Raw genomic sequence first — 12118 nt, 5'->3', positions numbered from 1 at the left:
CGGACCCGCGTCCCGGAGGCCCGTGCGGGTCACCAGTCGGCGCGCGAATAGTCCTTCAGGAACACGCCGGTGAGGTCTTCGCCGGCTTCGCCGCGCACGATCGGGTCGTACACGCGGGCGGCGCCGTCGACGAGGTCGAGCGGGGCGTGGAAGCCCTCCTCTGCGAGCCGCACCTTCGTCGGGTGGGGACGCTCGTCGGTGATCCAGCCGGTGTCGACGCTCGTCATGAGGATGCCGTCGGACAGCATCTCCTTCGCGCTCGTGCGGGTGAGCATGTTCACCGCCGCCTTCGCCATGTTCGTGTGCGGATGCCCCGGGCCCTTGTAGCCGCGACTGAACACGCCCTCCATGGCCGAGACGTTCACGATGTACGTCCGGCGCGCGGGGGAGGCGGCGAGCGATGCGCGCAGGCGGCTCACGAGGATGAACGGCGCCGTCGTGTTGCAGAGCTGCACCTCGAGCATCTCGAGCGGGTCGACGTCCTGCACGACCGCGCTCCAGCTGTTCTCGTGGTGCAGATCGGGCACGAGGCCGCCCGCGTCGATGGCGGTGCGGTCGGCGAGCTTCGCGAGCGAGCTCGACCCCGGCGCGAGCGCGAGCGCGGTGAGGTCGTCGGCGGTCATCGTCCCGGCGAAGAGCCCGGAGGAGAGCACCGGGTGGCTCGAGACCGCATCGGCGATCGCGAGCGGGTGCGCGTCGTTCGTGTGGCCGAAGCTCACGAGCTCGGGCATCGCCCCCTCGGGCAGTGGCGACGACTCCGCCTCGACGAGGGGCGCGTACGAACCGGGGGAGCGGCGCACCGTCTGCGCCGCGTTGTTGATGAGGATGTCGAGCGGCCCCTGCGCGGCGACGTCGTCGGCGAGGGCGACGACCTGGGCGGGGTCGCGGAGGTCGATGCCGACGATCCGCAGGCGGTGCAGCCAGTCGTCGGCGTCGGGCATCGCCGCGAACCGGCGGGCGGCGTCGCGCGGGAACCGCGTCGTGATGGTCGTGTGGGCGCCGTCGCGCAGCAGTCGCAACGCGATGTACATGCCGATCTTCGCGCGACCGCCCGTGAGCAGGGCGCGCTTGCCGGTGAGGTCGGTGCGGGCATCGCGCTTGGCGTGGCTCATGGCCGCGCACGCGGGGCACAGCTGGTGGTAGAACGCGTCGACGTGGGTGTACCGCTGCTTGCAGATGTAGCAGGGGCGGGCCACCCGCAGCTCGCCCGCCGTGCGGGCATCGGTGCCGCTCACGAGGTCGGCGCCGCGGGTCTCGTCGTCGATGCGCGTCGGCGCTCCGGTCGCCGTGGCCGCGATGACCGCGCGGTCGGCCTCCTGCACGACCTTGCGCTTCTCGAGCCGGCGGGCGACCTTCACGGCCTTGAACATCTTCGCGGTCGCGTGGCGTACCGTCTCGAAGTCGGGGTCGTTCTGATCGAGCTCGCTGAGCGCGGCGAGCACCCTGAGCGTCGCCGCCAGGTCGGCCGCGTCGATCTTGGGCGCGCTGGAAGGTTCGGTGACGGCGGAGGGCATCCGGGAATTCTACGAGACCGGGGCCGTGGATCGCCTGTACGTCGTAGCCTGACCCCATGCGCACCACGACCGACGAGACCGCGCCGACCGCCGACCGCTACCGGGCGTTCGCAGAGGTCGAGGCGCGCGGGATGTCGGCGACGTACGACGCTTGGGCGCTCGGCGTCGCCGACGACCCCGCGACCGTGGCGCTGATCGACGGACTCCCGCCCGCGAAGCGGCAGCCGAACCTCGTGTTCTCCGCGGCGCGGTTCCACGGGGCCGACCCAGGCCCGTACCCGGCGTTCCGCGAGTGGCTGCACGCGCACTGGCCCGCCGTGCGGGCGACCGCGGAGACGCACGCCACGCAGACCAACGAGGCGGGGCGCTGCGCCCTGCACCTGCCCGCGCTCGCCGAGATCCCCGGCCCGCTCGCGCTCCTCGAGGTGGGAGCGTCGGCCGGGCTCTGCCTCTACCCCGACCGGTACGGCTATCGGTACCCCGGGCGCCCGCAGCTCGACCCGGCCGACGGTGCGAGCCGGGTCGTCCTCGAGTGCGAGACGCGCGAGACGCCGGGCACCGCGCACGTCCCGGTGCCCGACCGCCTCCCCGATATCGTCTGGCGCGCCGGCATCGACCTGAACCCGCTCGACGTCACGAATCCCGACGACCTCGCCTGGCTCGACGCGCTCATCTGGCCCGAGCACCACGACCGGCGGGAACGCCTGCGGGCCGCGGCGGCGATCGTGGCATCCGACCCGCCGCTGCTCGTCGCGGGCGACCTCAACGAACGTCTGACCGCGCTCGCCGCGGAAGCGCCGGCCGGGGCGACGCTCGTCGTGCTGCACACGGCGGTCATCGCGTACCTCGACAGCCCGGCCCGGGCGCGCTTCGTCGAGACGGTGCGTGCGCTGCCCGGGCACTGGCTCTCGGTCGAGGGCCGCGGGGTGGTGCCCGGCATCGCGGTGCGCGAGGAGGTGCCGAACGAGCCCGTCGACTTCGTGCTCGCGCTCGACGGCGTGCAGCGGGCGTGGGCGCAGCCCCACGGGCGGGCGCTCACGTGGGTGCCGAATCCCTAGAATCGTCGTATGCGCATCCACATCGCGACCGACCACGCCGGCCTCGAATTCAGCCGGACCCTGCAGGCCCACCTGACGAACGCCGGTCACGAGGTGATCGACCACGGCCCGGTCGAGTACGACGCGCTCGACGACTACCCGGCGTTCTGCATCAACGCAGCACTCGGGGTCGCCCGCGACCAGGCGGCGGGCACGAAGGCGCTCGGCGTGGTGTTCGGCGGTTCGGGCAACGGCGAGCAGATCGCCGCGAACAAGGTGCCCGGCATCCGTGCGGCGCTCGTGTGGAGCATGGACACCGCGATCCTCGCGCGCGAGCACAACGACGCGAACGTCATCTCGATCGGCGCCCGCCAGCACACCGTCGAAGAGGCGATCCGCTACATCGACGCGTTCATCGCCGAACCGTTCTCGGGCGACGAGCGCCACGTGCGCCGGATCGCGCAGCTCGGCGAGTACGAGACGACGGGCGACATCGCGGGCAAGGGCGTCGACGTCGCGCCCGCATCCGGCACCGGCGCACCGACGGGCGCGTAGTCGAGCGATGCCCGAGGGTCACTCCGTCCATCGCATCACCCGGCAGTTCGAACGCAACTTCGTCGGTCACGTCGTGCACGCGTCGAGCCCGCAGGGGCGTTTCGCCGTGGGCGCGGCCGAGATCGACGGGCGCCGCATGACCGACGCCCGCGCGGTCGGCAAGCAGATGTTCCTCGGCTTCGAGGGCGACGTGTGGCTGCGAGTGCACCTCGGCATGTACGGCGCGTGGGACTTCGCCGGTGAGATCCGCATGGATGCCACGATCGCCTCCGCGAACGGGCGCATGGGCCAGACGAACCAACGAGGGACCTTCCTCGACGCACCGAACCCCGACGCGGTCGTCTTCGACGACGCAGGCGAGAACTCGCTCACCTCGATCGGCGCGCCCCGCAGGACGCGGCTGCGCATGGCCGAGTCCGAGAAGGAGGGGGCGCGGATCGAGACGTTCCCGCCCGAGCCGATCGGGCAGGTGCGGGTGCGCCTGCTCACCGACACGATCGTCGCCGACCTCCGGGGGCCGACGGCGTGCGAGGTGCTCGACCCCGTGCAGGTCGAGCAGACGGTGGCCAAGCTCGGGCCCGACCCGCTGCTCGACCCCGGCCCCGACGCCGAAGAGCGCTTCACGAGCGTCGTCCGTCGGAAGCCCACGCCCATCGGCCTGCTGCTGATGGACCAGAACGTCGTCGCCGGCATCGGCAACGTGTACCGCGCCGAATTGCTGTTCCGTTCCCGGCTGAACCCGCACACGCCCGGAAAGCTCGTGCCCGAGGAGCTCGTGCGCGGGCTCTGGAAGGACTGGGCGAAGCTGCTGCGCATCGGTGTCGAGACGGGCCAGATGATGACGATGGACGACCTCGACCCCGAGGCGTACCGCGCGGCGATGGCGAGCCGCGACGACCGGCACTGGGTGTACAAGCGCGAAGGTCTGCCCTGCCGGGTGTGCGGCACGCACATCGTCCTCGAGGAGATGGGCGCTCGCAAGCTCTACTGGTGCCCGAAGTGCCAGGCCTGACGATCGAGGCGGAGGCCGCGGAGCCGCTGCTGCTCGCGGGCGCACGGCTGCCCGGGGTCGACGGCCAGGTCGAACTGCTCGTCGCGGGCGGTCGGGTCGCCGAGGTGCGGGCCGTCGGTGCCCCGGATGCCACGGGGTCGGCCTCCGCCGCGCGGCGCATCGACCTCGAGGGCCGCTTCGTCGTCCCCGGCCTGCACGACCGGCACGTGCACCTCTCGCAGTGGGCGATGGTCGCGCGTCGCCTCGAACTGTCGGGCGCGACGAGCGCGGCCGAAGCCGCAGCACTCGTCGCCGGCGCCGTCGCCGCCGGGGCGGTCGAGGTCGCGGGCTTCGGCTACCGCGACGGACTCTGGGCCGACGCACCGTCGGCGTTCCTGCTCGACGCCGTCGCGGGCGAGGTGCCGGTCGTGCTCGTCGCCGCCGACCTGCACGCCTGCTGGCTCAACTCGGCCGCGGCCCGTCGACGCGGCGTCGAGCTCCCCGCCGACGGCATCCTCCGTGAGGCGGCGTGCTTCGCACTCGTGCGCGAACTCGACGACGTCGCCGATGCGACGCTCGACGAGTGGGTCGCCGATGCGGCCCGTGCCGCGGCCGCGCGAGGGGTCGTCGGCGTCGTCGACTTCGAGATGCGCTGGAACCGCGACGACTGGGCGCGTCGCGCCGCGGGCGGCGGGTTCCCGCTGCGGGTCTCGTTCGGGATCTACCCGCAGCACCTCGACCGGGCGATCGCGGAGGGCCTCCGCACCGGCGACCCCGTCGCGGGCACGGGCGGGCTCGTCACGGTGGGCGCTGCGAAGGTCATCACCGACGGCTCGCTCAACACGCGCACCGCCTGGTGCTTCGACCCGTACCCGGGGCTCGACGAACACCCCTACGGGCTCGCGACCGTGCCGTACGAGGAGCTCGTCCCGCACCTCCGTCGCGCCCGCGAGCACGGCATCGCGGCCGCGGTGCACGCGATCGGCGACCGGGCGAACGCCCGGGTGCTCGACGCCTTCGAAGCGGTCGACGGTACCGGCTGGCACGGGTCAGGATCGATCGAGCACGCACAGCTGCTGCGGCACGAGGACGTCGCGCGCTTCGCGCGTCTCGGCATCGTCGCGAGCGTGCAGCCCGAACATGCGATGGACGACCGCGACGTCGCCGACCGCTACTGGGCGGGCCGCACCGAGCGTGCGTTCATGCTCGCCGAACTCGCGGCGGCCGGCGTCGAGCTCGCGCTCGGCTCCGATGCACCCGTCGCCCCGCTCGACCCGTGGGTCGCGATCGCCGCCGCCGTCGGGCGCGCACGGGACGGGCGCGCCCCGTGGCATCCCGAGCAGTCGATCGATGCGCGCGTCGCCCTCGCCGCCTCGACGAACGGGGCCGGGGTGCACGTGCGCGCCGGGCAGCCGGCCGACCTCGCCGTCGTCGAGCTCGACCCGTTCGCCGCGTCGCCCGACGAGCTCCGTGCGATGCCCGTCGCCGCGACCTTCGTGGGCGGACGCGTCACGCACTCGGCCCTGTAGCGGCGTCCACCGGGGGATAACCCCCGCCGCGATCGGGGCGCGCGCCCGCTGGGGAGCGCCCGAACGATTCGCGAGGCTGGAGGCATGCTTCGACCACTGCGCCGCCACCACGCCCCGCGGTTCACCGCCGCCGACCCCGCCAGGTCTGCCACGATGACGGGAGGATCCCACCATGAGCACTGAGCTGACCGCCCCCCTGCCGCAGGCCGCCGCGCCCGCCGCCGCACCGCCGCGCCGTCGCGGCTACTGGTCGATGTGGGCGAGCACGCCGCGCGAGCTCGGCTTCCTCATCCTCACCATGCCGATCGCGATCACGGGGCTCGTCGTGCTCTCGACCGCGTTCTTCACGGGGCTCGGCCTCGTCACGGTCTTCGTCGGCATCTTCATCGTCACCGCCTCGCTGTTCGCGGCGCGCGGCTTCGGCGTGCTCGAGCTCGTGCGCCTGCGCTGGGCCGGGCGCCCCGAGATCGCCCAGCCAGCGTGGCAGCGCACCGGCGAGGGCGGCTTCTGGCGCGGCGTGTTCGGCCCGTACGTCGACGGCCACTACTGGCTGTACCTGCTGCACGGCATGGTCGTGAACCCGATCGTGAGCGTCTTCACGTGGAGTATCACGATCACATGGGTGTCGGGTTCCCTCGCCGGACTCACCGGCTGGATCTGGCAGCGCTACATCCCCGGCGGGCGGGACGAGGACGCGTTCTGGCTGTACGACGTCGTCCTCGACTTCCTCTTCCCGGGCAACACGTGGGCGATCGACCACCGCACGGGGGAGGCCGTGTTCGAGTTCATCCTCGGACTGGTCTTCCTCGCGACGCTGCCGCTGGTGTTCCGCGGCCTCACGAAGCTGCACGAGGTGATCGCCCGCGGCATCCTCGGCGCGTGGCGCTCCGAGGCGCTCGAACGCGAGGTCGCGCAGCTCTCGGCCTCGCGGGGCGCGGCCGTGCAGGCCGAGGATGCCTCGCTCCGACGCCTCGAACGCGACATCCACGACGGCCCGCAGCAACGCCTCGTGCGCCTGCAGATGGATCTCGCCGCGATCGAACGCAAGCTCGAACGCGATCCCGACGCCGCCCGCGAACTCCTCGGCGAGGCGCGCGACCAGGCCCGCGAGACCCTCGACGAACTGCGGGCGCTCTCCCGGGGCTTCGCCCCGCCCATCCTGCAGGACCGAGGACTCGCCGTCGGGCTCCGCTCGCTCGCGACGCGCAGCCCCGTCCCCGTCGAGGTCGAGATCGCGCTGCCGGATGCCTCGCTGCCCTCGCCGATCGAACGGAACGCGTACTTCGTGGTCGCCGAGCTCCTCACCAACGCGGTGAAGCATGCCGAGGCGACGGGCATCCGTCTCGTCGCCTCGACGCGCGACACCGGCGAGACGGGGCACTGGCTCGATCTCTGGGTGATCGACAACGGGCGCGGCGGTGCATCGGCGCGGCCCGGGCACGGGCTCGCGGGGCTCGCCGATCGCGTGCAGGGCCTGCAGGGGATCTTCATCGTCGACAGCCCCGAAGGAGGGCCGACGACGGTCGGCGCGCACATCCCGTACGTGCCGGTCGGGTAGCGACCGCTCCGGTGGTCGAGCGACCACCGGAGCCCGCTCGCTAGTCTTGACCGCATGACCGACGAGGCCCGCCCGCTCCGCATCGTGCTCGCCGAAGACTCGGTCCTGCTCCGCGAAGGACTCGTTCGGCTCTTCGACGAAGCCGGCTTCGAGACGGTCGCCGCCTACGGCGAGGCCGACTCGCTGCTCGCGGAGATCGACGAGACGAACCCCGACCTCGCCGTGCTCGACGTTCGCATGCCGCCGACGTTCCGCGACGAGGGGGTGCGCGCGGCGATCGAGCTGCGGCGGCGCCGGCCGAAGCTCGGCGTGCTGCTGCTCAGCCAGTACGTCGAGGGCACCTACGCCCACGAGCTGCTTTCTTCGGGCGAGGGTGGCATGGGGTACCTGCTGAAAGACCGGGTGGCGTCGCTCGACGAACTCGAGGACGCCGTCGAACGGGTGAGCCAGGGCGGCACGGTGCTCGATCCGCAGGTCGTGCGCGAGCTGCTCTCGCGGCGAAGCGACCCGCTCGACTCCCTCACGCCTCGCGAACGCGAGGTCATGGGGCTGATGGCCGAGGGCCGCACCAACGCGGGCATCGCGAAGCAGCTCTTCATCGGCGTCGGCGCCGTCGAGAAGAACGTGACCTCCATCTTCCAGAAGCTCGCCCTCGAGGACTCGGGCACCGACCACCGCAGGGTGCTCGCCGTCCTCACCTGGCTGCAGCGCTGACCCGTCAGTCGGCGGCGCGCCGGAGCGGCACGTGGACGCCGAGGATGTGCCGGTAGCTGCGGTACCCCTTGAGCATCCACAGCACGAAGTGCACGAGCGCGACGATCGCGCCGACCACGATCGACCAGGCGAGCGATCCGCCGAACGCCGACACGATCGCGCCGACGAAGAGGCCGATGAGGGCGGTGTTCACGACGAGCATGACCATCGCCGAGCTCGCGAACACCTGAGACCGATCACGCATCGCGAACGGGTAGTAGGTGATGCCGATCCCGGTCTCGTCGTCGCTCGTGCCCATCAGGAGGTACCGCTCGATGCCGGGATCGAGATCGAGGTAGGCGCCCCGGAGACGGTTCATCGCGAGCACGTAGGCGAGGTCCTCCGTCGCCGTGTTGAACACCCGCAGCTGCGTGATCGCGCCGAGCAGCACGAGGAGCGCCAGAACGGCGAGGGCGGCGACCCCGAACCATCCCCTGAACCCGGTCGCGTTGCCGAGTACACCGAGGGTGACGAGCCCGGCGGAGACGAGCGTGAGGAAGATCGCGATGCGCGTGAGCACCTCGCTCTGCGTCGTCGAACGGGAGGCGAGCAGGCTCCAGTGCTCGGTCGCGAGCATCTGGGCGCGCAGCGACTTCTGCGCATCGCTGAGCGGTGCGGCGTCGTCGCCGTCGGACGGCGCGGGCCGCGGAGCATCCGCCGTCATACCCGCATTCTGCACCCGGGGCGCGCGGCCCGCCATGCTCAGTCGGCGGAGGGGCCGTGGCCCGGTCCGTGATGGACCTCGATGACGTGCGCCGCACCGGGGGAGCCGGGATCGTCGGTGATCGGCTCGTCGGCCATGAACTGACGGATGACGTGCGCCAGCTCGCCGGGGTGACTGAAGTTGATGGCGTGCGCCGCGCCCTCGATCACGACGACGGTGACGTCGGCGTCGACGTGCGCCACGACCTCGTGCACCCGTTCGGCGTCGGGCATGAGCGGGTCGCGGTCGCCGAGGACGGCGAGGATCGGCACCGGCAGAGCGAGCAGCCGCTCGAGGGTCGGATACCGGGTGAGCGCACCGAACATCTTGACCGTGCTGGCGACGCCGAACTTCAGATAGTCGGGTGCGGCGACCCGGACCATGCGCGTGGGTTCACGGCCGCCGTCGCGCGCGAGCTGGACCATCGCCCGGGCGAGCGGCTGATTGTGCAGGCCGCCGGCCGGGGAGACGAGCATCGCCCGTTCGAGACGGTCGGGGAAGTGGTGACCGAACTCGCAGATGACGGGGCATCCCATCGAGTTGCCGAGGAGCGAGGCCTTCTCGATGCCGCGCGCATCGAGGAACCGGGCGGCCGCTTCGGCGAGCGAGACGAGGGTCAACTCCTTGCGCGATCGCCGCGCACTGCGGCCGAACCCCGGCAGGTCGGGCACGAGCGTGTGGAAGTCGTCGGCGAGGAGTTCGGCCGTCGGCAGCAGATAGTGCCCCGAGAGCCCGAAGCCGTGCACGTGCATCACGACTGGAGCGCCCGCCGGTGGCGAGGGCGACTCGCGGTAGAACACGTCGAGACCGTCGACGGTCGTCCAGCGCTCGGCGAGCGCCGACTGCGGGCGTCGCGGCGTCTTGCGCTCGCGATGCCGGCTCGTCGTCGCTTCGACCGACGCGCCACCGTCCAACGGCGCGGGCCCGGATGCATCCGCCGTCATACCGGCATTCTGCACCCGGGCCCGTCAGGACGCCATCGTTTCGTCTACTTGACGGCGATGTGCGAGAAGAGGAACCAGCGGTCCTTGTCGAGGCCGCGGCGGATCTCGATGGCGACGTCCTGGCTGGCGGGGTCGAGTTCGCCGAGGCCCTCGATCGCCGCGTTCACCTTCTCGGTCGCGACGTCGATCTGCGTCACGACATCGGCGATGGCCTCGTCGTAGGGGAGGAACCCGAGCTTCGGGTCCTTCGCGCCGCTCTTCGCGGCGACCGTGCCGAGGCGGCCGTCGATCGGCAGGCCCAGGGCGACGACGCGTTCGGCGGCGAGGTCCGACCAGTCCTGCGCGTGCGCCACGACCTCGTCGAGCAGCTCGTGCACCGCGATGAAGTTCGCCCCGCGAACATGCCAGTGCGCCTGCTTGCCGTTGACGGCGAGGGCGACGAGCTCGTGCACGATGGGAGTGAGGTACTGGGCGACGCCTGCGGCCACGTCGGCGTTCGAACCGGTCTTCGGTGCGGTCTGGATGTCGGTCATCTGGTCCACCTTCCCTGGAGTGATGTCTTCTTCAACGCTACGCAGATGCCCGCGTATTTCAAGGAAGGGAAGGCGAGCCTGATCGGGGCTCGACTTCCGCGCGTCGCTCTTCCGCCCGCTCCTGCCCAGACGATAGTTTGTGCTCAATCCGATGGAGAGGGGTCTTGCCGCATGTTCTTCCTCAACAGCCTCTGGGACTGGTTCTGGTTCCTGTTCTGGGCGTTCGTCTACGTCGCCTACCTGTTCGCGTTGATCTTCATCATCATCGACGTGTTCCGCGACCACTCGCTCAACGGGTGGCTCAAGGCGGTGTGGGTGATCTTCCTGGTCTTCGTACCGTTCATCACGGCGCTCGTCTACCTCATCGCCCGCGGCGACGGCATGGCACAACGCTCCGCACGGAAGCAGCAGGAGTACGAGGAGTACAGCGACGACTACATCAGGTCGGTGTCGTTCGCGAGCCCGACCGACGAGATCGCGAAGGCGAAGGCGATGCTCGACGACGGCACCATCACCCAGGGCGAGTTCGACGCCCTCAAGGCGAAGGCGCTCGGCGCGAAGTTCTGAGCCCCGCTCGCCGTGCTCGTCACGGCCCGCCGGAATGCGAAACGGCCCGCGGCGCTGCCGCGGGCCGTTTCTCAAATGTGGAGGCTGGGTCAATCGGGCCGCGAACTCTCGGATCCGTTCCGTGCATCGCGACCGCGGAGGGCGTTATGCGGTCAGTCGCGGACTACCCATGCAGGCTGCGACGACGTGCCATGGTGAGCACCGAAATGGCCGCACCGGCGAGGAGCAGCGTCGCCGCGACCAGGCCGGCACCGAGCGGCGCTGCGCCGGTCTCGGCGAGTCCTGCGGGCGCGGCGGGCGCGGCGGAGTTCACCGGTGCCCCGACGACCTCGACGGTGACCGAAGCGGTCACCCCGCCGATCGTCGCCGTGATCGTGTGCGGGCTCGCCGTGGGGAACGTCACCTTCAGACCATCGATGACGTCGGTGGCCACCGAACTGGTGAGCACCGCCGCGCTCCCGTCGATCGGCGTGCCCCACTTGTCGGTGCCCGTGACCGTGAAGGTGAGTGAGCCGCCCTGCGCGACGCTCGGCGCGCTCGGCGTGACCTGCATTGCGACGGGCTCGCCGATGACGGTGAGCGACGTTGAGCCGTACTGGCTGCCAGATCGGACGAAGACGGCGCGGGGGCCGGAGGAGGTCGCGGTCACCGTGAGTCCGTCGACGATGTCGTCACCTGCATCCGTGCCGAGGGTGTACGTCAGTTCAGGCTGAGGGTCGAGCGGAGCACCTCCCTCGCTCGCCAGGACGGTCACCTCGAACGTGACCGGCGTGCCGGGCTCGACGACGGCATTGCTCGGCGAGAGCACGAGCGTCTTCGTCTCTTCGGCCGGCGCCGTCGGCGGCTCCGACGGGAAACCTGGGAATCCAGGGACTCCGGGGACTCCGGAGGAATCGGGAACAAGTTCCTCCGCCGAAGCGGAAGCGCCGAAGGCGCCGAAGCTGATGATGGCAGCGAGGCCAAGGGCAAACGAAGGCGCGACGAAGCGGCGATTGATCACGAGTGGCGTGGTCCTTTCGAGAGTTCGGGTGACCCGAAACTATCCGACTGGCATCGCCCACAGGATTTCGACTGCATAACGAAGCGGGTGGGACAGCGGCGGTCGGTCTTGCCGATCAGGAGTTGTGCGCCCACCGCGCGAACGGGCCCACGCCCATCAGTACGCTGCGCGAGCATCAGAGACGCCCCGTGCGCTCGCATCGCCTCTGTGGGCTGATGCGTCGTACCGGAGCCGAAACGGCGTGCCGTCGACGGTTCACCATCGGCTGCACTCACGATGGGAGCGAACCGCCGAGGTTCGAGAAGCAGCCGGTAGATCAGGCTTCTGTGGAGGGGATGACGGGAATCGAACCCGCGTAATCAGTTTGGAAGACTGAGGCTCTACCATTGAGCTACATCCCCGTGACCCGCTCGCGGGCACTGGATCATCGTAGT

12 protein-coding genes and 1 tRNA gene are annotated in these 12118 nt (G+C 71.0%); 7 read left to right on the top strand and 6 right to left on the bottom strand.

Annotated features, from left to right (window positions below):
* Positions 1 to 29: 29 nt before the first annotated feature.
* Positions 30 to 1514 (bottom strand): SDR family NAD(P)-dependent oxidoreductase, encoded by a 1485-nt coding sequence (locus ACFVTX_RS00680; protein WP_386897168.1) that lies wholly within the window; start codon positions 1512 to 1514, stop codon positions 30 to 32.
* A 56-nt stretch (positions 1515 to 1570) separates the two neighbouring features.
* Between ACFVTX_RS00680 and ACFVTX_RS00675 the strand changes: the two genes are divergently transcribed.
* From ACFVTX_RS00675 to ACFVTX_RS00650, 6 genes are all read left to right on the top strand, one after another.
* The gene (locus ACFVTX_RS00675) at positions 1571 to 2572 is read left to right on the top strand and encodes a DUF2332 domain-containing protein (RefSeq protein ID WP_386897167.1); all 1002 of its coding nucleotides are present in this window, start codon (positions 1571 to 1573) and stop codon (positions 2570 to 2572) included.
* Between the two features lie 9 nt (positions 2573 to 2581).
* On the top strand, positions 2582 to 3106 hold the full coding sequence (locus ACFVTX_RS00670) for a ribose-5-phosphate isomerase (protein ID WP_386897165.1): 525 nt from the start codon (positions 2582 to 2584) through the stop codon (positions 3104 to 3106).
* A gap of 7 nt (positions 3107 to 3113) precedes the next feature.
* Entirely contained in the window at positions 3114 to 4118 is a 1005-nt protein-coding gene (locus ACFVTX_RS00665) for an Fpg/Nei family DNA glycosylase (RefSeq protein ID WP_386897163.1), read from the top strand.
* Positions 4097 to 5626 (top strand): amidohydrolase, encoded by a 1530-nt coding sequence (locus ACFVTX_RS00660; RefSeq protein ID WP_386897161.1) that lies wholly within the window; start codon positions 4097 to 4099, stop codon positions 5624 to 5626. Before ACFVTX_RS00665 ends, ACFVTX_RS00660 begins: the two co-directional genes overlap by 22 nt.
* A 172-nt stretch (positions 5627 to 5798) precedes the next feature.
* Complete coding sequence (locus tag ACFVTX_RS00655) at positions 5799 to 7184, top strand: sensor histidine kinase (protein WP_386897159.1); 1386 nt, start codon at positions 5799 to 5801, stop codon at positions 7182 to 7184.
* Positions 7185 to 7238: 54 nt separating this feature from the next.
* On the top strand, positions 7239 to 7898 hold the full coding sequence (locus ACFVTX_RS00650) for a response regulator (RefSeq protein ID WP_386897157.1): 660 nt from the start codon (positions 7239 to 7241) through the stop codon (positions 7896 to 7898).
* 4 nt (positions 7899 to 7902) lie between these two features.
* Here ACFVTX_RS00650 and ACFVTX_RS00645 read toward each other — a convergent pair whose 3' ends face one another.
* Genes ACFVTX_RS00645 through ACFVTX_RS00635 form a run of 3 tightly spaced genes read right to left on the bottom strand, consistent with a single transcriptional unit; the run spans position 7903 to position 10117 of the window.
* A complete protein-coding gene (locus ACFVTX_RS00645) occupies positions 7903 to 8601 on the bottom strand; it encodes a hypothetical protein (RefSeq protein WP_386897155.1) in 699 nt (232 codons plus the stop codon).
* A 38-nt stretch (positions 8602 to 8639) separates the two neighbouring features.
* Positions 8640 to 9584, bottom strand: coding sequence for an alpha/beta fold hydrolase (locus tag ACFVTX_RS00640; RefSeq protein ID WP_386897154.1), 945 nt, complete (start codon positions 9582 to 9584; stop codon positions 8640 to 8642).
* A 44-nt stretch (positions 9585 to 9628) separates the two neighbouring features.
* Positions 9629 to 10117 (bottom strand): Dps family protein, encoded by a 489-nt coding sequence (locus ACFVTX_RS00635; RefSeq protein ID WP_386897153.1) that lies wholly within the window; start codon positions 10115 to 10117, stop codon positions 9629 to 9631.
* A gap of 171 nt (positions 10118 to 10288) precedes the next feature.
* Here ACFVTX_RS00635 and ACFVTX_RS00630 point away from each other — a divergent pair, with 171 nt between their 5' ends.
* Positions 10289 to 10684: a PLDc N-terminal domain-containing protein gene (locus ACFVTX_RS00630; protein WP_386897152.1), complete on the top strand. Its 396-nt coding sequence runs from the start codon at positions 10289 to 10291 to the stop codon at positions 10682 to 10684.
* Between the two features lie 163 nt (positions 10685 to 10847).
* On the opposite strand, the gene ACFVTX_RS00625 is transcribed toward ACFVTX_RS00630, so the two are convergent.
* Together ACFVTX_RS00625 and ACFVTX_RS00620 are read right to left on the bottom strand one after the other, a co-directional pair.
* Positions 10848 to 11492 carry a hypothetical protein gene (locus ACFVTX_RS00625; RefSeq protein WP_386897151.1) on the bottom strand — a complete coding sequence of 215 codons (645 nt, stop codon included), beginning with the start codon at positions 11490 to 11492 and terminating at the stop codon, positions 10848 to 10850.
* A 519-nt stretch (positions 11493 to 12011) separates the two neighbouring features.
* Positions 12012 to 12085 (bottom strand) — tRNA-Gly (locus ACFVTX_RS00620).
* Positions 12086 to 12118: the final 33 nt, after the last annotated feature.

It is taken from the genome of Agromyces sp. NPDC058136 (assembly GCF_042884375.1).
Taxonomy (GTDB): Bacteria; Actinomycetota; Actinomycetes; order Actinomycetales; family Microbacteriaceae; genus Agromyces.
Note: the sequence above shows the minus strand (reverse complement) of the source record. Positions and strands in the feature narration are given on the sequence as shown.

What these genes read in the sequence shown, in the direction of transcription:
- ACFVTX_RS00680 (WP_386897168.1), bottom strand. Translation starts at nt 1,514, where the DNA reads ATGCCCTCCGCCGTCACCGAACCTTCCAGCGCGCCCAAGATCGACGCG.
- ACFVTX_RS00675 (WP_386897167.1), top strand. Translation starts at nt 1,571, where the DNA reads ATGCGCACCACGACCGACGAGACCGCGCCGACCGCCGACCGCTACCGG.
- ACFVTX_RS00670 (WP_386897165.1), top strand. Translation starts at nt 2,582, where the DNA reads ATGCGCATCCACATCGCGACCGACCACGCCGGCCTCGAATTCAGCCGG.
- ACFVTX_RS00665 (WP_386897163.1), top strand. Translation starts at nt 3,114, where the DNA reads ATGCCCGAGGGTCACTCCGTCCATCGCATCACCCGGCAGTTCGAACGC.
- ACFVTX_RS00655 (WP_386897159.1), top strand. Translation starts at nt 5,799, where the DNA reads ATGAGCACTGAGCTGACCGCCCCCCTGCCGCAGGCCGCCGCGCCCGCC.
- ACFVTX_RS00650 (WP_386897157.1), top strand. Translation starts at nt 7,239, where the DNA reads ATGACCGACGAGGCCCGCCCGCTCCGCATCGTGCTCGCCGAAGACTCG.
- ACFVTX_RS00645 (WP_386897155.1), bottom strand. Translation starts at nt 8,601, where the DNA reads ATGACGGCGGATGCTCCGCGGCCCGCGCCGTCCGACGGCGACGACGCC.
- ACFVTX_RS00640 (WP_386897154.1), bottom strand. Translation starts at nt 9,584, where the DNA reads ATGACGGCGGATGCATCCGGGCCCGCGCCGTTGGACGGTGGCGCGTCG.
- ACFVTX_RS00635 (WP_386897153.1), bottom strand. Translation starts at nt 10,117, where the DNA reads ATGACCGACATCCAGACCGCACCGAAGACCGGTTCGAACGCCGACGTG.
- ACFVTX_RS00630 (WP_386897152.1), top strand. Translation starts at nt 10,289, where the DNA reads ATGTTCTTCCTCAACAGCCTCTGGGACTGGTTCTGGTTCCTGTTCTGG.